Below are 22,467 nucleotides of genomic sequence, written 5' to 3' on the forward strand. Positions count from 1 at the left end.
TAAGAGAGGATGTCTGATTGTACAGGTACAACAATATTTAGGGGGAAAACGGGGCAAAGCGAGGAAAACGAGTGCTGCACATTTGGGCAACTTCAAGCCTGATTCGTGCACATCCAGTAGAAAGGATCGAATTCGGGAACGAACCAACGCTCCTTGCTCTATCCTGCTTTCAAGAAAGAGGCAGTTTATCGCTAAAGCAAAAAACTAATCCATGGGACAGCCTTTAAACATACAAAAAGAGGTTTGAACAGCCATTTGGCTACTCAAACCTCTTGCTTCTATTCAGATGCTATTAGCTCTCTTCTGGATACAGCTTCTTGCGCAGCTCTTTCACTTCTTCATTCTCGAGATATTCATCGTACGTGCATACACGATCGATGATGCCATTCGGCGTAATCTCGATAATGCGGTTCGCAATCGTCTCAATGAACTGATGGTCATGGGACGTGAACAGCATTGTGCCGTCGAAGTCAGTCAAGCCGTTGTTGAGCGCTGTGATGGACTCGAGATCCAAGTGGTTCGTCGGTTCATCAAGCAACAGCACGTTCGCGCCGCTCATCATCATCTTGGAGAGCATGCAGCGAACCTTCTCTCCCCCGGACAATACGCTTGCCTTCTTCAATGCTTCTTCCCCGGAGAAGAGCATGCGGCCCAAGAAGCCGCGAAGGAATGTCTCGTCTTGATCCTTGGAGTATTGGCGCAGCCAGTCAACCAAGGTATCCTCAACCCCATCGAAGTATGCGGAGTTGTCTTTCGGGAAGTAAGCTTGTGTCGTCGTAACGCCCCAGCTGAATGTTCCTGCATCAGGCTCAATCTCACCCATCAGAACTTGCATCAACGTTGTCTTCGCCAATCCATTCGGACCAACGAGTGCGATCTTGTCGCCTTTATTCACAACAAGGTGTAGATTTTCGAATACTTTTTCGCCTTCCACTGTCTTCGTCAAGCCTTCGATCGTCAGCAATTGCTTGCCCGCTTCACGCTCAGGCTTGAAGTTGATGAACGGATATTTACGGTTCGATGGACGAATGTCGTCGAGCGTAATCTTATCGAGCATCTTCTTACGTGAAGTCGCCTGCTTCGACTTGGACGCGTTCGCGCTGAAGCGCTGAATGAAGGCTTGAAGTTCCTTGATCTTCTCTTCCTTCTTCTTGTTCTGATCGCGCATCATCGTTTGCGCCAATTGGCTGGACTGGTACCAGAAATCATAGTTACCTGAGTACAGCTGAATTTTTCCGAAGTCGATATCTGCAATGTGCGTACATACCTTGTTCAGGAAGTGACGATCGTGAGATACGACGATAACTGTGCCTTCATAATCCATCAGGAAGCTCTCGAGCCAGTTGATCGATTCGAGATCCAAGTGGTTGGTAGGCTCATCGAGCAGCAAGATGTTCGGTCTGCCGAACAATGCTTGTGCAAGCAATACGCGTACCTTCTGGTTGCCGTCAAGCTCAGACATCAGCTTATCATGAAGATCTCTAGTGATTCCAAGACCGATAAGCATCTCGCCTGCGCTCGATTCAGCTTCCCAGCCGTCGAGCTCAGCGAATTCGCCTTCCAGCTCGCCTGCGCGCATGCCGTCTTCTTCCGTGAAGTCTGCCTTCGCATAGAGGGCATCCTTCTCTTTCATAATGGAATACAAGCGCTCATGACCCATAATTACTGTATCGAGAACCTTGAATTCTTCATATGCATAATGATCCTGCTTCAAGACCGATAGACGGTCTCCAGGAGTAATGTTTACTTGACCATTTGTCTGTTCAACTTCACCAGACAATATTTTAAGAAATGTCGATTTGCCCGCACCGTTCGCGCCAATCAAGCCGTAGCAGTTCCCTGGTGTAAACTTAATGTTCACGTCCTCGAAAAGCGCTCGTTTCCCGTAGCGGAGCGTAACGCCGGTTGTACTAATCATGGCATTCCCGTCCTTTGCCTATTATTGGTTTCAAACTGTTATTATAGCATAAGGATCAGTATAATGCGACGATTGAACATTTTTACCATGATCTTTGGAGAGTTACACATATCCAATCCGGCATTTTATGTATATAATATTTCCATCTTTATCAAAATGAAGGTGTCCCCTATTCCTTGCGAATGACGGAGACACCCCATTATTAAAGTGGTTCACAAGGGCTTCGTGATAAGAAAAACTCTTATCGAAGAAATTCCAAGAGGTGCGACCGCGGTCTAAGGTATGTTTTTTTCCATTCCAGAAAGCCGCTTTGCTTAACTCAGCACGCATGCCTCTGGAATGATCAAAAGCGCCCGTTTTGAACTACCTCAAGTCGATTTTCAGCACCGAGAAGGTTGCTTGAAATCGAAGAAGGAAGCGCGGAGTGTAGGCGGGACTACATGAGCACTGGACTTCGAGATTGAATGCAAGATTCGAAGCCGAGATGCTCCCTGTACAGCTTCGTGATAAGAAAACTCTTATCGAAGAAATTCCAAGAGGTGCGACCGCGGCATAAGGTATGTTTTTTCCATTCCAGAAAGCCGCCTTGCTTAACACAGCATGCAAGCCTCTGGAATGATCAAAATCGACCGTAAGAAGAAAGCGAGGGATGTTATATGGTAAACAGCATTGTATATAACGTTCGGGAGGAACATTTCAGCGCCTAGCGCATCGTACAATTCATGAAATACCAGTAAGCTGTTAACGACGCTAGTGTCGACTGAAACGTCTGTCTCTCCCGAACTTGACCGTGCCGCAATGTCGTTCATGCGCAGGTAAGACCAAGTTCACTATGAAGCGGCTGCACGCCGCATAACAAGGGAGAATTCAGATTTGACTACAAATAATCAAAATTCAAGCAACCATAATGAAGGTAAGCATGATTCACATCTATTATCAGATACTTGCGCCGTGCAAGAAACCATAATTGAAAGCAACACATTGAGCATGGAAGAACAATTGGATCGTACTGAGCAAGATTTGCAGGATCTTGGCTTCGATGAAGCGTGGTCAAGCACTTGGGAGTCTTGGATGCAAGAGCTTCAAGAGTCTACCGCACGCCGATACGCAAGCCAGCTAGTTCCTGCACGCGTAGCGCTGGCACATAAGCATCTGTATCGCGTCGTTAGCGCGGAGGGAGAATGGCTGGCCGAGCTGTCTGGACAGGCACGGGCCGGAATGGCACTGCTCAGTGATTGGCCGACAGTCGGCGATTGGGTGGCCGTGGCACCTAGACAAGCAGAAGGACGAGCTACGATTGTGGGCGTACTGCCTCGCCGCAGCACCTTCGGACGCAAGGTAGCGGGAGGTCGCCGCGACACTCAAATCGTCGCAGCGAACGCAGACATTGCGCTGCTCGTTACGTCGATGTCACGCGACTTCGAGCCGCGTCGCTTAGAGCGATATGCCGCCCTTGCATGGGATAGCGGCGCCATGCCGGCCGTTGTGCTGACAAAGGCTGATGAGGCGGACGACCCAGAGCTGTTCGAGGCACAAGCGATGCAAGCCGTTCCTGGCGTCGACGTGTACCGGGTATCCGCAATGACCGGTGAAGGCATGGACGAATTGCGCGCACGCATTGCCCCGGGCATGACCGTCGTGCTCGTCGGCTCTTCTGGCGTTGGCAAGTCCACGCTGGCGAATGCACTTACGGGTACCGAGCAAATGCTGACACAAGCTGCTCGCTCAGATGATGACCGCGGCCGCCACACTACGACGCATCGCGAGCTTCTCCGTCTGCAGGGCGGGGCATGGCTCATTGATACGCCGGGCATGAGAGAAGTCGGCATGACCGCTATTGATAGTGAAGGCTTGTCGAATACCTTCGAGGATATTGAAAGCCTTGCAGAGCAATGCCGATTTAGCGACTGCAAGCATGAGCGAGAACCTGGATGTGCTGTACGTGAGGCTATTCATACAGGCGAGCTGGATTCCAGCAGACTACGCGGCTATCAAAAGCTCCAACGTGAAATTGCATACATGCGTCGTTCGGAGAATGCGCAGCTTGCCCGGCAACACGTACAGAACAACAAAAAACTGTCGAAGTTGAGCAGCCGACCGAACAAGCGTAAATAAATGCGAGCCTATACCATCCGATATCTCTAACACGAACGGGGGCTATCCCAGACGCTACTATTAAATTCGGGTGCCCCACATTCGTATGAGACATCTTTAAGAAAGACGCCTCCATCCCCACTTCTTCCGTGGAGTTGGAGGCGTCTTTGCATTTCTTATGAGTCTGACCCATTAGTTTCTAACTTTTTGGGACAGCCCTTATATACGTTATTCCGCTTTTACTTTTTCATGTGTATCTTTGTGTATGCCTCGCATGGAGCTTATTGCGACTTCATTCGTGCCTTAGGTGACGCAGCTTGAGCATGTTGAATGGATTGACCAAATGCTTCTGCATAGCTCCACAATTCACCGTGCGCTAAAATATGAATTCGCTCGCGCGCAATTCCCCGCTTCACCCGATCCGCTTCCAGCCGATCAAGTGCCTCCCGCGGTGTATCGTCAGCCAGCTTAAACGCTCCATAATGCATCGGGATCATCACTTTTGCCTTCACATCTTCAAATGCCTGCAATGCTTCCTCTGGGGTAACATGCTGCTGCGACATGAACCATTCCGGCTCGTATGCGCCAATCGGCAATAGGGCTACATCAATGTGAAAGCGCTGGCCGATAAGCTCAAACCCTCGGAAATATCCGCTATCGCCCGCAAAGTATATCGTCTCACCTATGGTCTCCTGACTCGATTGATTCGCTGGAGAGCCTTCGCCTGTTGGCGTGCCGGCTGAATCCGAACCTCCGGATGTCTTTTTCGCTTGTGCAACGTGCTCAATAACATAGCCGCCCCAATGGGAACGATTCATATCTATCAACGTCCGACGCGTCCAGTGCTGTGCCGGTACAAACGTAATTTTCACCCGATCCGCCACGGTTATATGCTCCCACCAGGCTAGTTCATGTATAATGGAAAATCCTTTGCGTCTAAGCTTACTAAGCAGCCCGTCAGGTACAATCAGCATCGTGTTCGGCCCTACCAATCGCCGTAATGACCGTATATGCAGATGATCGTAATGAGAATGCGAGATGAGAACAACATCGACTGGGGGCATTTCCTCAATCGGAATACCTGGCGGAGCAAGCCTAGCTTGTGTCGCCATTCTTGCAGCCCATACCGGATCTGTGACAATGTTTAATCCACCTATTTGTAACAGGAAGGTCGAATGACCGATCCACGTTATCGTTGTCTCTGTTCGATTAGCGTTCAAACGAGCAATATCCGGCTTTACATTTGGTACGACATAGGAATAATCCTTCGTCTTTAATCGTTCTTTGCGCTCTGCTTGCCAACGCCGAAATTGATTCCATGCTTTAACCGTTGTCACATCGTCCATATTGACGTAATAGCGCTTCATAAGCACCACCTCATTTGCGAAAAATTCGGATCGAATGACAAGGGCTGCCCTGCTCCCTTGCAAAACGGGACGAATGACAAATACTGTCTCCTAATCTTTAGCATACCAGAACCTTGTCTCCATCACCAATTCGACTTCAGCTTCCTAACTGCGCGCCATCTGATGGCTGCCATCTTTAACACCTATCTCAATTCTTAATATCTTTCCATTTGAATGACGCCATTCACAGCTGCTGACGTCCTTCCATCCTATGCATGCTTTTCTGCTTTGGTCGAATCCCTCATTACTATGTATTACACAAAATGAGATGATCCAACCACCTTGCAGACTGCAGCCTAATCCCCTTCACCGAGCAATAATGAAATGCCTGACAGCTGCAAGCATGTTGCCTTCATTGTTCCCCACTCTCCGATAAGATACAATAGAAGCAAACCACACGCCAACGGAGGTGTATGTCAATGAACTTAATCACAATTGAACCGACGCCAAGTCCGAATTCCATGAAGCTCCACTTGGACGAAACATTGCCTGCCGGCATTCGCCGTACCTATTCAGAAGACAATCGACGCTCTGCTCCCCCGCTGATCGCTAGCTTGCTCGACATCGAGGGCGTGAAGAGCGTATTCCATACCGCTGATTTTATCGCGCTAGACCGCTTCCCGAACGCAGACTGGGCTCGTATCCTTGATGAGGTTCGCGGCCTGTTCGGACAATCGCAAGCAGAGAGCACCCAAGAGGAGGATCTGGCTTCTTGGACATCATTCGGTGAGGCACAGGTATATGTGCAATACTTCCGCAGCATCCCGATGCAAATTCGAGTGCAGGCAAATGGACAAGAAGAGCGCGTCGGTCTCTCCGATCGCTTTGTTCGTGCAGTAACGGAAGTAGCGAGCGCCACCCTAATCAAGGAACGCAAGCTCAGCGACTACGGAATTCGTTACGGAGAGCTTGCGGACATTGCACGCGAGGTTGAGCAGGAACTGGAGGCTGCCTACACCGAAGAACGTGTAGCTTCCCTTGTGCAGCAAGCCATCGCGAAGGGCCGCACAGACGAGCCATTTATTGAAGAGCGCCGGGAATGGTCAGAAGAAGAACTGAAGCAGCATCTGAATAATCCAGATTGGCGTGTTCGTTACGCAGCTCTGGATCGAATGGAACCGACGCCAGAACGGCTGGAACTCATTGCGAAGGCGCTTCATGATGAGCAGAGCCAGATGCGCCGCCTTGCTGTCGTGTATTTAGGAGAAATCAAAACCGATGAATGTATGCCGCTTCTCATTGAAGCGCTCAAGGACACTTCCGTTAGTGTTCGCCGTACAGCCGGAGATACGCTATCCGATATCGGTGATCCGATTGCGATCGAGCCGATGATCGAAGCTCTCCAAGATAAGAATAAGCTCGTGCGCTGGCGCGCAGCCCGCTTCCTCTATGAAGCTGGCGATGACCGTGCGCTGACAGCACTTGAGCACGCCGCTCAAGATCCCGAATTCGAGGTTGCCTTGCAAGCACGCATGGCAATTGAACGCATCCGTTCCGGTGAAGAAGCTGTCGGAACAGTCTGGCAGCAAATGGCCCGTCTGCGCGGGCAAGGCGATCAATCGTAAAAGGAAAACCAATAGAAAGAGCAGCAGTCCATGCGCAAGCAATGGGACGCTGCTCTTTTTTACGATCCTTTTTCATTTTGTAGAACTATCCATTTGATGCGCACCTATCTAAATTGCATGACACCATCTGTGTTTTTCGTGTCTATTCAACGTTCCCCACTATCATCAGAGCCGCCCTCGACGCAAGAAATCATCAGATCATAAATTTATTTCTATTTTTTTCATTTTTCCTATTGTATTAAGTGTATCAAGTGATATAATACACTGTATACAAATGATACACCAAAGGAGGGAGCTCATTGAATGACGTGATGGTTGGCGGAATGCGATTCACGTTGGACTTAAGCAAACCACTCTACGAACAAGTACTTAATCAAATCCGAAGCTCCATCGCGAAAGGAGAAATCGCATTGGGTGAGAAAATTCCTTCGGTAAGGGAACTTGCGCAATCGCTCAAAATCACACCGAATACGGTCATGCGCGCTTACCAAGAGCTCGAACGGGATCAGCTCACAGAGACACGCCGAGGACAAGGAACGTTTATTACGTCGAACGCCGAGGCTGTGGTGAGTATACGAACCTCTTTGGCGGAAGAGGCGATACAGGAGTTTTTAACGAAAATGTACAGCATAGGATATACACTGGACGATATTCAACACCTATTAAATCATGAGGGAGGAAAGGAAGTATGAGTCAGTCCACAGCGATACGAGTCGAGAATATTACGAAACGCTACGGGAAGAAGCTCGCCCTCCACGACTTTTCTCTTGAAGTCCCAACAGGTAAGGTTGTCGGAATTCTAGGAGCGAATGGTGCAGGCAAGTCCACCTTGTTCCGTATGATCGCAGGCATGGTTCAACCAGAGCAAGGAACGGTTGAGGTGCTCGGGCGCAAGCCAAGCTGGGAGACGAACAAGGACATCGCTTATTTGCCTGACCGGGCGCGCTGGTTCGAAAAACATTCGGTCAAACAAGCACTGGATTGGGCAGAGCACCTATGGCCTGGCTTCGACCGGAAGCGGGCAGAGGAACTCATCTCCTTCATGAAATTACAGTCCGATATGCCTGTGCAGGGCATGTCCAAGGGACAAGAAGCAAGGCTTATGCTAAGCATGTGTATGGCACGGAATGTTCCTCTCCTCGTGCTGGATGAACCGTTCTCCGGTATCGATCTCATATCGCGAGAACGCATTATTTCAGCGATCATCGATAACTTGGCAGAACGTGAGCAGACCGTGTTAATCAGTACACATGAAATACACGAGGCGGAAAGCTTGTTCGACTATGTGGTTTTCATGGATAACGGTCAAGTGGTGCTGGAGGGCGACGTCGAGCAACTGCGCAGTGAACAAGGCTCGATGGAATCCGTCTACCGCACCCTATACCGCTAAGAGAGGAGAATACGGATGAATACAAGCACCTTTTTATTTTTAGTGAAAGATGAATTCCGCCGCAGAAACTCGGCCAAACACTCGAACAAATGGTGGATGTTCTATGTTGCAGCAGGCATCCTCATCGGACTCATTTTTGCAGCTGTATTTGCCGACAATCTTGATCCATATTCGATCATGTTTATGTCCTTCGGCTTCCCGTACATTACATTCATCATTGCATTTGGCATCGTTATACGGGAATGGAAAAACGGTACTGCCGGATGGTGGCTGACACTCCCTTATCCAAGGCGATCGCTTATCCTATCAAAGTATGCAGCTAGCATTTGTACAGCAGTTATCATGCATATTATCTTCTGGGTCGGCGCCCAGCTGTTCGTTGCCTATGCGTTAATCTTAAAAGGAAACTTCGATTTTCACAGTCTCGCCGCCTTCATGCAGACATCAGCGATCTGGTACGGCGTAATCATGATGGTCATTCCGTTCATGGCAGCTTTCGGTACGCTTACAGGAGTGGTCAGTCGTTCTCGCTTGAAGCCGTTAACGCCGATGCTGTGGATCATATACGGTCTTTCGGGGAATTCCCTGTTCTGGATCTTGGAATCACCACATATCAACAAGCTCCAACTTGCGCAGAATCCGAATGAGATATTTACCGTTCAGTCTCATGAATTCGGGTGGATTGCGCTCGGCATTATTCTCTTGTCTGGAATTCTCATAAGCGCAGCAACCGTTCTGATGAACAAACAAGTGGAGGGTTAACTCAAGGAGGTTCAATGAAGATGGCATTGGCTATTGATGTATCGAATTTGCATAAAAAGTATGGAAATCACACCGCACTGAACAGTATTTCATTCCAAGTCCGTCCGGGAATATGCTTCGGCCTGCTTGGCCCGAACGGAGCTGGCAAATCGACGACGATGAAGATCATCTCCGGCATTCTCCAACCGAATAGTGGTGCGCTACGTGTATTTGGGATAGATGCCGTTAAAGAAGCCGCCAAGGTGCGGAACATAATCGGCTATGTCCCCCAAGGCATCACCTTGTATGAGAAGCTCAGTGCGTACGATAATTTGAAGTTTTTTGGAGAAATGTATGGCTTAAGAGGAAGCCAGTTGAAGGAACGCATCTCAACCGTACTAACACAGGTCGGGCTTCTGGATCGCGCTAAGGATGCCGTTGGCACCTTCTCTGGCGGCATGATGCGCCGCGTGAACATCGCTGCTGCACTCCTCCACCGTCCGAAACTGCTTGTGCTGGATGAACCTACAGTCGGCATTGACCCACAATCGCGCAATCATATCTTCGAGATGATTCGCAAGCTGAAGCAAGAAGGGGTATCCATCATCTACTCGACTCACTATATGGAAGAAGTCGAAACACTCTGCGAGGAACTCGCCATCATCGACCACGGCTCGGTCATTGCCCAAGGCGTCCTGCATGAACTGCTCATGCAGCATGGCACGAATTCCGTATATGTCGAAACGGATAAGCAGACTGCAATTTCCTTCGATTCGATTCCTGGCAAAGTGACTGCCCATGAAGAGGGCTGGATTATTGATACCGACGATACGCTGACAACGATGAACCGCGTATCTGAACTTTGCCTGCAGCAGCAAGTGAAGGTTACTCGTCTCGAAATCGTGCAGCCTTCATTAGAAACGGTGTTCTTGAACTTAACCGGTACATCCCTGCGGGATGCGTAATAGGCGCTTTGGAGCGCTAAGAATTCGCAAGAGTACGATTCAAGGAGGAGAATTCGAATGATTACCAGCTTCACACGCAAGGAAATCCAATTGCTGCTTAAGGAAAAGGGTACCTTCTTCTGGCTCATCCTTATGCCTATCATCTTCATCGTGGTGTTTGCCTCTGTGTTCGGCAATATGGGGAATTCCAGCATCACGTTAAATTATGTCGATCAGGATCAGTCTCCTGCTTCGAAAGCGATTGTTTCATCGTTAGCCAAGGTGCAAGGTTTTCAACTGAAGGAAGACACAGAGCGCACACTTGATCAACAAATTACAAGTATACGTGATGGCAAGCAATCTTCCCTCCTGCTCATTCCGCAAGGATTTGAAGCAAGCATAAAGTCAGGCAAAAGCCCTGCTGAAATGACACTCTATCGCGACGAGAACGACAACACCTCAACGGCTCCAATCAAAGCCGTGCTTGGACGAATCGTCGATGAGCAGCGTCAGGTAAGCGCTGCGGAGCAGCTTGCAGCCAAAGGAATTCAGGGCGAAGAGATGAAGCAAATCTTCACCCCGCCATTCGTAGTTAAGGAGCAGATGGAGAACGTTGTTCCTGTTGATATGGTTAGTCAAGTCGTTCCTGGTTATACCGTTATGTTCGTGTTCTTCATTATTATCTCGATGGTTCGCCGCTTCATTCGGGACAAAGAAAGCGGGATGACGGCGCGCCTGTGCAGCACACCAATGAAGCCGCTCAACTATTTAGTCGGCATGTGGGTTCCTTATATTATCGTTGTTCTCTTCCAAAGCGCGGTACTGCTGGCGTTCGGACACTTCGTTTATGGCATGCAGCTCGGTGATGTGCTCGCTATCGCATTAGTCGTCGCAGCACTTGGTATCTGTGTAACGGGTCTTGGCCTCTTCATCTCCCTTATCGCTAAGGGCGAGAATCAAGGGCTTGCCATTACCCAATTGATCGCGCTTGGCGGTGCGATGATTGGCGGACTGTGGTTCCCGCATGAAATGATGCCGAAGTTCATGCAGACGATCGGCCAATTGCTTCCTCAATATTGGGCGCAGGATGCACTGAAGCGCATCATTTCCCACGGCGCTCATGTACAGGATGTGTGGCTGAATGCAGTCATTCTGCTCGGTATCGGAATCGCTGCACTTGTACTCGCATGGGTACAATACCCACGCTTTATGAAGCAGTCGATCGGTTAAGTTTAGGTCAAATCGCGGGACAATCCTGAATTACTCGTAATAGCTTTTCCACTTATACAACAGCCCTATAAAGGCTGATTCTGTTAGGTACAGAGTACAGAGTCAGCCTTTTTATTGCCTCGAATACATCGGCATTACTGTCCATTATGGTATAATATATTCCATATGATAGGAGGTGCATTCATATTCTGACTCGAATAACACTCCTTCCCCTTGCCCTTCTCATTTAACAACAATGAAAGGTAGGTCTGTCATGATACATCTACGACGAAGATTCATTTCCATTATGCTACTCGGATGCATACTCCCTGCACTAGTCGGATGCACGAAAGAGACCACCATTTATAAGGCAGCAAGCCTGGATTGGGACGTGCAGCTTTCTCAACCAACAGATACGGAATCATTTACGCTGGATATGAAGTATCATGGACCAGAACAGCATATACAGGATTTATCATTCCGTCTCACAAATCCGGATTTTGAACGTTCTGATTCTATATCTGATCTTAACTCTTCACATTATGCCGCACATTACGAATACCGGATTAAAGGGTTAAAACAACTTCAAGAACCTATTCGTATTCGACTAGAATGGGATCATCAACAAGAAACTCTTACATTAGAAAAAGCTCTCCGTGAGTAACCCGGAGAGCTTCTGACATTTACAAATAGAATTAGTTCATTGCAGGCTCTGCTTCGCTTGCCAATTGCTCACGGACGAACTCTTCAATAGAGATAGTACGCTTCTCTATGCGCGCCTTCTCCGCCGCAAATGACATCATATGGCTTTGAACAGATATATCAGCGGATGTACGTCCTTGCAATGCACCGTCCGCTTCTACCAGCCTCAGGAAGTCCTTCACGAGACCTTGGTCACCGCCGCCATGTCCAACATGTCCGCCTGGTGCTTGCAGGCTGAGCAGCTCTCTAAAGCCATTTTTGAAATGAATGATTTCAATCTCATTCTTCTCCATGTGAGCACGAATTTCCCCAGTCGTTCCCATCAACTTCAACGTACGACCGGAGTCGTAAGTGAACGCCGTCATAGTGAATACCGCGGTTACCTCGTTCGCGAATTCCATGTTCACCACTTGATGGTCAACCACATCATTGTCGCAGTGGTATACGCAGCGGCCATATGGGCCTACCTTCAAGGCCTGAAGGCGAGATTCATAGCTCATATCATCCGCAATAACCGATGTCGGCCAGCCTATATCATCCGTCAAATACCACTTCGGCGCATAGTATGGGCACTCATCAGCGACAGGGCACCCATCCAAACAGCGCTTCGTTGCGCCTTCCGGCGCACCTTCTGGGCGGAAGTGCGACAATGTGCCGAAGGAAGAAATATGGGTACACTCGGCACCAGCAAGCCACAACAGGATGTCCATATCATGACAGGACTTTTGCAGAATCATTGGAGAGGACTGTGCCGAATTGCTCCAATTGCCGCGCACGAAGCTGTGCGCCTGATGCCAGTAAGCAACATTTTCATTATGCTGTATGGACATAAGGCGGCCGATTCTTCCCTCTTCCAACATCTGCTTGAGTGTAGCGAAGAAATTCGTGTAACGCAGTACATGACAGATTGAGAAGACAAGGCCTCTCTTCTTCGCTTCCTGCCCCATCTTAATACACTCTACTGGCTCTGGAGACATGGGCTTCTCCAGCATCACATGATAGCCTGCTCCTAGCGCTGCCATCGTAGGTTCATAGTGCATCTTATCTTGTGTACAAATAAACACAGCGTCAGCAAGCTTCGGCTGAGAGAATAATTCTTCCCAAGAGGAAAATTGGCGTTCTGCAGGAATGCCGTGCTTATCGGCAATACGCTGACGGCGGGCTGCACTCGGATCTGCCACAGCGACAACTTCCATCTCATACGAACGGCCAATCGCATAATCCGTATAGATTTCCCCGCGTTGACCGGCTCCAAGCAATGCTACAGTAACCTTCTTCATTTCCCATGCCTCCCTAAATGTCTGTCTCTATTGGTTCGTATTTGCTTCGTATAGATGTTTCCCAACTTGCACTCTCTTTTCATCCATCTTATACCATGCAAGAAACCGCTTGCAAGGAGTAAAATTCCTTTTTTAAAAATATTTTTGGATGATTCAGCTCAAATGTTTAAATTCGTACACAAACTTCATGGATCAGATTTCTACTTTTTAACATTGAACTTACCGCTTCGTTTCATTTATACTTAGCAAATATAAGTAACAATGATGGCTTGGCCATCTTCATAGTGCAACAAATCCTCATCCTATTCCACGATGAGGTAGAGGTTGCGGTTGTTAAGAGTACATTCGCGGAGGCTGGAAGAAGCCAATGATTCGAATGGGAAGGAATAACCGCCGAAGTTCGCGTAACCCGCTTCCGGGACGCGTGCTGGGGTCGCTGTCGAATAGGCACGACACTGTCATACGCAGATTACCCGTCTACGCATGATGCGCTATCTTTAAGGAAGGGTATGATGGGGACGGTCAAACCGTTTGAACGTATACGCTTCAGCGGTTTTTTTATGTTCTCCGCTCCTTTCCGGCAATACTAAGATTAGAACAGGAGTGAGCAACATGAGTAAGCAACACAACGAGCAAGGGCTTCGCAGAAGCCTGAAGACACGCCATCTCACCATGATTGCGCTTGGCGGCTCCATTGGTACTGGATTGTTCCTTGCCAGCGGCGGCGCTATTGCACAGGCTGGTCCTGGAGGTGCGCTTCTCGCTTATGCTGCAGTCGGCATCATGGTATATTTCTTAATGACAAGTCTTGGCGAGCTGGCGACCTACATGCCGGATTCCGGCTCATTCAGCACATATGCTTCGCGATTTGTAGATCCTGCATTCGGATTTGCGCTTGGCTGGAACTTCTGGTTCAACTGGGCAATCACGATCGCATCGGAGTTAGTCGCAGCTACGCTTATCATTAAATATTGGTTCCCGAACAGCAACTCTTTCATATGGAGCTTCCTGTTCTTAAGCATCATCTTCTTATTGAATTTCATCTCCGTTAAAGGGTATGGAGAGTCTGAATATTGGTTCGCAATAATTAAAATCTCGACCGTCATCATCTTCCTAGTTACTGGCGTATTGATGATATTCGGCATCATCGGCGGAGAACGTATCGGATTCGAGAACTTCCATATCGGAGATGCGCCATTCCATGGCGGATTCTTTGCGATTCTTGGTGTATTTATGGTTGCTGGGTACTCGTTCCAAGGTACGGAGCTTGTCGGTGTTGCCGCCGGCGAAAGCGAAAATCCAAGCGAGAGTGTACCGCGAGCGATTCGCCAAGTATTCTGGCGCATTTTGCTTTTCTATGTTCTGGCGATATTCGTTATCGCAATGATCATTCCATATACACATCCAAGCTTGCTATCGAGCGAGGTTAATAATATTAATGCGAGCCCATTCACGCTCGTATTCGAAAAGGCCGGCTTCGCATTCGCCGCTTCAGTTATGAATGCAGTCATCTTGTCCTCCGTGCTGTCCGCGGGTAACTCTGGCATGTACGCCTCAACACGCGTGCTCTGGGTGCTTGCGAAGGAAGGCAAGGCGCCGAAGTTCCTTGGCAAGCTGAACAAGCGCGGCGTACCGGTCAATGCGCTTATTATGACCAGCATCATCGGCATGATGGCATTCCTAGCCAGCTTTTTCGGAGATGGGATTGTCTATACGTGGCTGCTGAGTGCATCCGGCATGTGTGGATTCATTGCTTGGCTAGGCATTGCAGTCAGTCATTACCGATTCCGACGAGCATTCAACAAGCAAGGCCATGACCTGAAGGAGCTGCCTTATCGTGCCCGCTTCTTCCCGTTCGGCCCGATATTCGCCTTCGTGCTCTGTATGTTCGTCGTGCTTGGCCAGAATTATCAAGCCTTCCTCGGAGAAGCGATCGACTGGCAAGGGCTGTTGATGACCTACATTGGTCTTCCGCTCTTCCTGATCATATGGTTCGGCTACAAGTTCAAGCATCGGACGAAGGTCATTCCACTTGAAGAATGCAAGTTCGATCATAAATAATCAATCTCTATATTGTCTATGAAGTAAATAAAATAAGGCCCTGCTTCACGCATTTAGTTGCGTAAAGCAGGGCCTTTGTTACGTGGTTCCATCGCTTTTTCCGGGTAGTGGAACTCCTGTATTCATTCCTCTGGATTCATTCGTGATGTGAATTCCTAATGTGAGTTCCGAATTCCCACACCAGCTCTTATGCTGATGTTCTGTCCCCTTATTTCTGAAGCTGAATATCGACAAGTAGGTCATCACTGTTATTCAACGTCGATACTCTGTATTCGAACGGAGTAGACAATCCTAGCTTGTCCATCATATCATGCAGGTCAGCACGCAGCTCCAGCTCGTTGCCTATATAGCGAATCTGGAACTGCACCCGGTTCGCCTTCTGTGCAGACCGATAGCGTTCTACTAGTCCCTTCACGTCCTTGACCTGCCGTTCTGGAAGCAGTACATCCGGACTCCAACCGTGCTCCAACTCAGTAACGAATGAGCGCAGGCTCTTATCCGTCCCTTGGCGCATCTGATTCAAGACATGCTCATAAGGGTCGTTCGCCTTCGGAAGCTCCGTACTTTCCTCCCAATCATGATCGGTTCTCATCTCCGCATCGGTGCGCATATAGTACGTGTAGCGCACTTGCTTGCCTCGATCCGGAAGCGGGTCGTCCCATGTCGCATCAACATGATACCATTTTCCATCCAGTTCAATCAGGTTCCAAGCATGGAGCAATCCGCCCGCCTTACCCTCGACAACCTTGGATGGAATGTTCGCCTCTTCCAGCATAGCCTGCATGAGCAGCGCATATCCTTGGCATACGGTTGTACCTTCCGTTAGCGCCTCATAGGCAGTAAATTTCGTCATACCCTCGTCATAGGTCACGTGACTGACAATATAATCATGAATTGCTTTTACTTTGAGATGAGGGGATTGTCCTAGACTCGTTATATTTCTTACGATTTCCTTGGCTTGCTCCCTTACATATTGTGACTGTTCGTACGTCTCACGGTAGTCCACATACACATTGACGACTGCAGAATCCGTACTACCTTTCCATTGATAGGAGTACTTGCTGATGTTATACCGAATGAACGGATCCGAGTATAATGCTGCCGACAAGGACTTTCCTGCCATCTCTGTTAAGGATTTCGTGTCACCTTCGTATCGAAATGAAATGGCCGCTTCTCTGCGAGTGAATTGCTCGCTCAGCCATTGTTTCATCTCTGATTGACTATGCAGCGTTATCATAGATGAGCGCGCCTCTACCGTAGGCCATAAAGCGAAGCCAACCATGATTCCTAACAGAACACTTCCCAACATCAGCATTCGGAATATAGAGACTCTAGGGAATCGAATCCATCTCCTCGCTCGCCTCTGCCTCGCTCGTTGTAGGCGCGATGGAGTCTGTGAATCGATGTACATGCCTTCACCACCTTCGCAACAGCGGAGAACATCCGCCTATGTGTGCTAGGTAGCGTAACATAGCGCTATCGCAAATACTGTCTAGTTATAGCATGCCCATCGCAAGTGTGGATTCGCTGCCTTTCTGTCGTGCTCGACATGCTGCGGCAGCAAGAGCCGGGAATTGCATCGTATTCCGAAGGATTGTAGCGATTCGAACATGAGGAATATGACGAGGGGTAGCGAACCGATGCAGCATTTGCCTATAAAAAATATAAAAAAGTTATTCTCAGTAACGAAAACATACAAGCCCACCTCTCCCCAGAAGGTCAAGCCTTAGAGGGAAGAGATGGGCTTGCTTATCCCGATATATCCAATTGACGCCTGAAGAATGAGATCACTTCCGCCCAGAAGCGCGAATCGGTCTCCGAACAGCTATGCCCATTCGTATCAACAAAGAGATGCGATTGCTCATACGGTAAGCGTTCAACAAGCTGCTCAAGCTCACTAGGGGGAATAAATCCATCTAGTCGAGAATGAACCATATAAACGGGGATCCTACCTGCCGTCCGCACATGATGGTCGGCTAAGATTTGACCTACATCCAAGCCGTCGTATACTGCAACCGGAATGCGGGAGCGATAAAGCCATATACGCGGTATGACCACCGCTAGCGGGAATGAAGGCAGCTTGCGCCGTTTAAGCTCAGCTTCCACCAGGGACAGCGGGCGGGACGGCATGGAATCCGTTACAATTGCCCTTACGTTCAGCCCTTCCTCAAGAGCCAATACCGCTCCGAAGCCGCCTAAGGAGTGACCGAGGACTGCAATCCGATCCGGATCTACATCCTGCCGTTGACGTACGTAGCGGACTGCGGCCAGCATATCATCACGGAATAACAACGCCGATGGTGCCTTTACGGCCCCGCTCTCTCCGTGACTTGTCACGTCATAGACCAATACATTGAAACCTGCATCAACCAGCGGGATCGCATACCTCATCACCCTCGCTCGGTTCGATCCCCATCCGTGCGAGATAACGATAACCGGCGCCCGCTTCGCAGGGGAGTTCCCTTTGCCCCATATGAACCACCCTTGCAGGGATGCAGTCCCTTCGAACACCACTCGTTCGAAGGGGCGTTCCGGTTCCTTATGTATCGGAATCGGACGCGGGGACTGACTCTTCACCGCAAGCATCCAAGTACCGCTTGCGGCACTGCCGGCAAGCACGAGTGTGCCTATTCCATAGGTCCACAGCATAGCCATAGGATTCGCCTCTCTTTACACCACTACCGTAGAATTGATTCTAATTAAGATCTATGTATATCATTCACGCAATTGCATGATTTCACACCCGTTCCACGCTCTATGGATTTCTGGTCATCGCCGAACGGGATCAAGCTTGCGAACCGCCTCAACGAACTGTATTGCATTTGCAGTGAGGGCTTCATCATTGCCCGAATTCATATATTCCTTGGGAAGAAGCTTGGAACCAAGTCCGAATGCGGACGCTCCTGCAGTTCCGTATGCGGATATCGTATGCAAGTCAACTCCTCCCGCTGCAATGATCGGAATGTGATTAAGAGGACCTCGGATCTCTCGGATATATTCGGGTCCCAATGTACCAAGCGGGAACAGCTTGACGGCTTTCGCCCCTGCCTTCCACGCCCGTACAATCTCAGTTGGCGTCAGAACTCCAGGCCATACATCGATTCCACGCTCAGCTGCATATGCGATGACTTCCTCATCCAAATTCGGAGAGATGAGGAACTGCGCTCCGCATTCCAATGCTTCACGAGCCGAGGCCAAATCAATCACTGTGCCTGCACCGATATAGGCCCGTCCTGCAAATCTCTCACGCCAATGGGAGATAATCGCTGTGGCTTGCTCTGTATTCATCGTCACTTCCATGAATCGAATGCCCCCTGCCACCAACGCCTCTGCCGCTCTATTAGCATGTTCTCCTGTATAGCCGCGGAATATTGCGACAATGCGCTCTTGAAGCATTCGCTCGGTGATATCAGCACCGTAGGGGAAATTCTGAATATCTCGATCCGACATCGTCACTCGTTCCTCCCGATTCTCTTCTCTCTCTTCTCTTTCTAGTTGATCTTATACCGACACGTGTCCGAGCTTCTCTGCACGGCTTTTCGCAAAGGCTGCACTTCCAATAACGCCTCCGTCATCAATCAGCTCGCCCTGGCGTATCGTCAAACGCTCCAAATAACCGTGATATACATAACGCTTCAAGGTGTCTCGTACAGGCTTCATAATACGTTCGCCCGCGAGTGCACCGCCGCCGCCGATTACAATCATATCCGGGCTGAGCAGTGAGATGGAATACGCCAAGCCCTTGCCCAGCACCTGTCCTGTATGCGTCATTATCTCGATTGCGAGCTCATCGCCCTTATCGTAAGCTTGCGAGACGTGAGTTGCGGTCAGTTCACCGCGCTCATATGGTGTGCGCAGCAAGCTCTCGCGCCCCTGCTCAAGCGCTTCCTTCGCTTGTCGCGCAATGCCCGTGGCGGATACAACCGTCTCTAGGCAGCCCGTCAAGCCGCAACCGCATGGCGTCGTCTCGCCATCAATCGCTACATGCCCCAATTCGCCTGCCATGAAGCCACTACCATAGTGAAGCTCTCCATTGACAACCGTCGCAGCCGCAAGCCCCGTACCAATCGTTATCCCGTGTACAACTCCTGCACCGCGTCCTGCACCGCTCATCGCCTCACCAAATACATACATACGCACATCATTATCAATAAAGACTGGTACGCCTACCTTAGCGCCAAGTCGACCAGATACATCTACGTTGTCCCACTTCAAGTTGGATGCAAACACACATACGCCGCGCACTGGATCAATGAAGCCCGGAATGCCAGCTCCAACCGCTATAAGAAGACTGCGATCCACCCCTGCCGTGACGAACAGTTCATCAACCATATCAGACATTTTATTCAATACATGCTCTACACCAAGATCAACCTCTGTCGGCCGCTTTACCTTGGCTATCAGCTCATATTGCTCATTGACCAACCCACATACAATGTTCGTCCCGCCCAGATCAATCCCAACCATATACTGCACCATTGATTGCTCTCCTCGCCTTCCCATTCTTTCTATTTGTTATTTTGTAACTGCTTACATCACTAAATATACTCATATGTCGTATTTCGATTATAGCATGATGCCTTCCATCATTTGTGTGAAGATATCCTTTCATTTAATCATGGTTCACACGTATATGATCACATCGTACAATCCGTGATTCAAACCTGTCAATGCTCGCTTGCATCTCCTTCCATCGTCATAATTTTGCCTTAAAATCGCCTTAATATTGGAAACGAAATGACAGACGAGCGGCTGTGAAATCGATATAATAGAAACTGTGATCCTTATCACACTGCCAGGTAGGAAGACCAATGATTCAGGTTAGACGATCGATAACTGTCTTGCTTGATGGCAACGCTTATAAAGAGGTGTATATCCATGACGTATGTAGATATCAGTTCAATCTCGCCACAATTGTTCGTAACGATCCTATTTTTCCTGCTCATCGTCTGTCCGCTGCTTAGTCTTGGCGTTGTGCGCTTATTCCAGCAGCGAATCAAGGTAGGGATAACGTATATTGCATCGGCGCTTGTCTCTTACGTTATCTTTCTCATTGTGGCAGACTTCGTACACCGAACATGGAGCTAGAGACAGAGCTCATTCCATGTGTTTACCTGTTCGAATTCGGCGCTCTTACACCATACAAAAAGACCGTTCCAAAGCAGTCTACCTGCTTCGGAACGGTCTTTTCTTTTTTACTATTCGGATGATTCTCCTATAACGTTAGCCCGCTTCTTGCTGACACGGTATGTCCGGCTCACTTCGTATAACTTACGAATTCGCGCCTTCGCCTTCTTTCTTCTCTGTGCCAGTTACTTGCATTCCTGCCTCTTTGTAGAATTCAGACTTCTTCGTATTGAACGATTTCGTATAGTCATTGAACTGGATCTTCAACTGCTCAACCTGGCGATAAGCCTCATTGCGATCAGATACAGCCTTCGTTATTGTCTTCAGCTTCGTATCCTTCTGCTTCAGCTCGTTATACAAGGCTTGCTCTTGCTGAATCCATTTCCCATACTTCTCGTACATGGAAGTGAAGGTTTCGTAGCGCTTCACATAAGCGTTATATGCCTCTGTTGCTTGCTTCTTCAAGCCTTCTTCCTTCAAATTGCTGATTGCGCCGTCGAGCTCGCCCATCTTCTTGCGAGCGTCGTCCAGCATGCTCTTCAGTTGATCCATTGCCTGTGTCCGCTCTTCAAGCGACTTGCTCGAATTGTCGATCAGCGTCTGTACATTGCGATTGTCCTGCTTGCCCTGAGACAGGATGTTGTTGTATTGCTTGCTGTCCTTCGCTTCCAGCGTGCTTAGCGTCTTCACCGCTTCAGCAACGTCCACTTCCGCTGCGGATGCTTTCTCGAAGCCTTCAAATATTTGTGTCGTCGGTGCAGCGCCGCATCCAGTCAAGCCAATAAGCAGAACGGATGCCAACGCGACAGCGGCGGTTAGCTTTTTCCAACTAGCCAATGTGTTAACCTCCTATCCCTATGCTACAATCGTTTGTCGTGATGGAAATTGCATACGAAATGCGCATTCGGGTCGTACACTTCGAACTCGTAGCCCTTGCTTTGAATGTAATCAATAATGGCTGGCAATGCATCTAAGGTCTGCTGACGATCATGAAGCAAAATAACTTCAACATCTTCCGTCAGACCTGCCTTTACTTGCTCTAGTACTCGATTTGGTTGACCGATATATTTCCAATCCCAGGAATCGAGCGTCCAATCCCACATTTTAAACCCTGCATCTGCGATATCCTTACGGAATGACTCACCAATTTGCGGAGCACTGCCATATGGGGCACGAATCATCGTAGGCTTGAAGCCTGTCAATTCTTCAACGATTCCCTGCGCTTCCTTGAATTCATTAATGAAGTTCTGGGAGCCGCCGCTCTTGTACAACTTCGCATAATCATGTGTCATACTGTGAAGTCCTGGGTAATGTCCATCTTTCATCATGCGCTTCACGGCATCCGGGTATTGTCTCATGTTATCGCCAAGCATAAAATAAGTAGCTTTAATATTATGCTTATCCAATAAGTCCATCATATCATTGGAATATTTGCTCGGCCCGTCGTCAAATGTCAAGTAAGCGACCTTGCGCGTTAAGCCGTTATACTCCTTCGGTGATTCCTTCTCTTGCGATACTTGTGCTGCTGTTCCAAATGGAACGACTTCTGTCACGATCAATTCGCTGCCAGATGCTGAGTCTGATCCGAGCAAGCTCTTCGCTCCAGCGTATATTCCGACGCCGACGGCGACAAGAAGCATGAGCAATACGGTGCGTCCAATTAACTTTTTGCGTTTTTTACGGCGACGGTTGCCGGCCGACACCACACCTCGATCCATCATTATCCTTATCCACTTCCTTCTAGCGACTTGTTTCGACAACTACTATAATATAAATCTACCATTAGGGCATTACAGAAACATTACAACTCACTATATTTTATCAAAAAATAGAGACAATGTTGTTACCATTTCAAGAAAATGGTTACAAGACTATGAAAAAGTTAACAAAAAGGCCCTCTGACCACGAAGAATCGGTACAGAGGGCCTATCTATGACAATGAAGCATATGCTCATATAGGCCATACGACCCTCCTAAGCCGCTTCATTTTACAAGTATGATGTCGCTGTTTACGGTTCAACACCATTTGC

Annotated in this window: 19 protein-coding genes and 1 riboswitch; of the genes, 10 read left to right on the forward strand and 9 right to left on the reverse strand. The window is 48.8% G+C overall.

From position 1 onward, the window contains the following. Nucleotides 1–292: 292 nt before the first annotated feature. Entirely contained in the window at nt 293–1,918 is a 1,626-nt protein-coding gene (locus PBN151_RS02250; protein ID WP_072727464.1) for an ABC-F family ATP-binding cassette domain-containing protein, read from the reverse strand. 987 nt (nt 1,919–2,905) lie between these two features. Here PBN151_RS02250 and rsgA point away from each other — a divergent pair. Continuing rightward, the gene (rsgA, locus tag PBN151_RS02255) at nt 2,906–4,033 is read left to right on the forward strand and encodes a ribosome small subunit-dependent GTPase A (RefSeq protein WP_072727755.1); all 1,128 of its coding nucleotides are present in this window, start codon (nt 2,906–2,908) and stop codon (nt 4,031–4,033) included. A gap of 260 nt (nt 4,034–4,293) precedes the next feature. Here the strand turns inward: rsgA and PBN151_RS02260 are convergent, their stop codons facing one another. Further along, complete coding sequence (locus PBN151_RS02260; RefSeq protein ID WP_072727465.1) at nt 4,294–5,379, reverse strand: MBL fold metallo-hydrolase; 1,086 nt, start codon at nt 5,377–5,379, stop codon at nt 4,294–4,296. 458 nt (nt 5,380–5,837) lie between these two features. Between PBN151_RS02260 and PBN151_RS02265 the strand changes: the two genes are divergently transcribed. From PBN151_RS02265 to PBN151_RS02295, 7 genes are all read left to right on the forward strand, one after another. Continuing rightward, nucleotides 5,838–6,983, forward strand: a complete 1,146-nt coding sequence (locus PBN151_RS02265) for a virulence factor (RefSeq protein ID WP_072727466.1) — start codon at nt 5,838–5,840, stop codon at nt 6,981–6,983. 299 nt (nt 6,984–7,282) lie between these two features. Continuing rightward, on the forward strand, nt 7,283–7,675 hold the full coding sequence (locus tag PBN151_RS02270) for a GntR family transcriptional regulator (protein WP_065293918.1): 393 nt from the start codon (nt 7,283–7,285) through the stop codon (nt 7,673–7,675). Next, the gene (locus tag PBN151_RS02275) at nt 7,672–8,373 is read left to right on the forward strand and encodes an ABC transporter ATP-binding protein (RefSeq protein WP_072727467.1); all 702 of its coding nucleotides are present in this window, start codon (nt 7,672–7,674) and stop codon (nt 8,371–8,373) included. Before PBN151_RS02270 ends, PBN151_RS02275 begins: the two co-directional genes overlap by 4 nt. A gap of 15 nt (nt 8,374–8,388) precedes the next feature. Next, nucleotides 8,389–9,135: an ABC transporter permease subunit gene (locus PBN151_RS02280; protein ID WP_072727468.1), complete on the forward strand. Its 747-nt coding sequence runs from the start codon at nt 8,389–8,391 to the stop codon at nt 9,133–9,135. A gap of 20 nt (nt 9,136–9,155) precedes the next feature. Then, nucleotides 9,156–10,079 carry an ABC transporter ATP-binding protein gene (locus PBN151_RS02285; RefSeq protein ID WP_072727469.1) on the forward strand — a complete coding sequence of 308 codons (924 nt, stop codon included), beginning with the start codon at nt 9,156–9,158 and terminating at the stop codon, nt 10,077–10,079. Nucleotides 10,080–10,136: 57 nt separating this feature from the next. Beyond that, nucleotides 10,137–11,288, forward strand: coding sequence for an ABC transporter permease (locus PBN151_RS02290; RefSeq protein ID WP_072727470.1), 1,152 nt, complete (start codon nt 10,137–10,139; stop codon nt 11,286–11,288). A gap of 370 nt (nt 11,289–11,658) precedes the next feature. Continuing rightward, on the forward strand, nt 11,659–11,931 hold the full coding sequence (locus tag PBN151_RS02295) for a hypothetical protein (protein WP_139170627.1): 273 nt from the start codon (nt 11,659–11,661) through the stop codon (nt 11,929–11,931). A gap of 31 nt (nt 11,932–11,962) precedes the next feature. On the opposite strand, the gene PBN151_RS02300 is transcribed toward PBN151_RS02295, so the two are convergent. Then, nucleotides 11,963–13,249 carry a Gfo/Idh/MocA family protein gene (locus PBN151_RS02300; protein WP_072727472.1) on the reverse strand — a complete coding sequence of 429 codons (1,287 nt, stop codon included), beginning with the start codon at nt 13,247–13,249 and terminating at the stop codon, nt 11,963–11,965. A 310-nt stretch (nt 13,250–13,559) separates the two neighbouring features. Further along, nucleotides 13,560–13,751: riboswitch (Lysine riboswitch) on the forward strand. 110 nt (nt 13,752–13,861) lie between these two features. Between PBN151_RS02300 and PBN151_RS02305 the strand changes: the two genes are divergently transcribed. Beyond that, nucleotides 13,862–15,310, forward strand: coding sequence for an amino acid permease (locus PBN151_RS02305; RefSeq protein ID WP_072727473.1), 1,449 nt, complete (start codon nt 13,862–13,864; stop codon nt 15,308–15,310). A gap of 208 nt (nt 15,311–15,518) precedes the next feature. Here PBN151_RS02305 and PBN151_RS02310 read toward each other — a convergent pair whose 3' ends face one another. From PBN151_RS02310 to PBN151_RS02325, 4 genes are all read right to left on the reverse strand, one after another. Further along, nucleotides 15,519–16,625, reverse strand: a complete 1,107-nt coding sequence (locus PBN151_RS02310) for a transglutaminase domain-containing protein (protein ID WP_227774305.1) — start codon at nt 16,623–16,625, stop codon at nt 15,519–15,521. A 434-nt stretch (nt 16,626–17,059) separates the two neighbouring features. Then, nucleotides 17,060–17,965, reverse strand: coding sequence for an alpha/beta hydrolase (locus tag PBN151_RS02315; RefSeq protein ID WP_072727475.1), 906 nt, complete (start codon nt 17,963–17,965; stop codon nt 17,060–17,062). 114 nt (nt 17,966–18,079) lie between these two features. Beyond that, a complete protein-coding gene (locus tag PBN151_RS02320) occupies nt 18,080–18,760 on the reverse strand; it encodes a bifunctional 4-hydroxy-2-oxoglutarate aldolase/2-dehydro-3-deoxy-phosphogluconate aldolase (protein ID WP_072727476.1) in 681 nt (226 codons plus the stop codon). Nucleotides 18,761–18,811: 51 nt separating this feature from the next. Continuing rightward, nucleotides 18,812–19,786, reverse strand: coding sequence for an ROK family protein (locus PBN151_RS02325; protein ID WP_083544867.1), 975 nt, complete (start codon nt 19,784–19,786; stop codon nt 18,812–18,814). A gap of 402 nt (nt 19,787–20,188) precedes the next feature. Here PBN151_RS02325 and PBN151_RS02330 point away from each other — a divergent pair, with 402 nt between their 5' ends. Further along, a complete protein-coding gene (locus PBN151_RS02330) occupies nt 20,189–20,398 on the forward strand; it encodes a hypothetical protein (protein WP_021254746.1) in 210 nt (69 codons plus the stop codon). 183 nt (nt 20,399–20,581) lie between these two features. Here the strand turns inward: PBN151_RS02330 and PBN151_RS02335 are convergent, their stop codons facing one another. Next, nucleotides 20,582–21,274, reverse strand: coding sequence for a YkyA family protein (locus tag PBN151_RS02335; RefSeq protein ID WP_072727478.1), 693 nt, complete (start codon nt 21,272–21,274; stop codon nt 20,582–20,584). 23 nt (nt 21,275–21,297) lie between these two features. Further along, nucleotides 21,298–22,158, reverse strand: coding sequence for a polysaccharide deacetylase family protein (locus tag PBN151_RS02340; RefSeq protein ID WP_021254750.1), 861 nt, complete (start codon nt 22,156–22,158; stop codon nt 21,298–21,300). Between the last annotated feature and the right edge of the window lie 309 nt (nt 22,159–22,467).

The organism is Paenibacillus sp. NAIST15-1 (assembly GCF_001894745.1).
GTDB lineage: Bacteria > Bacillota > Bacilli > Paenibacillales > Paenibacillaceae > Paenibacillus_B > Paenibacillus_B suaedae.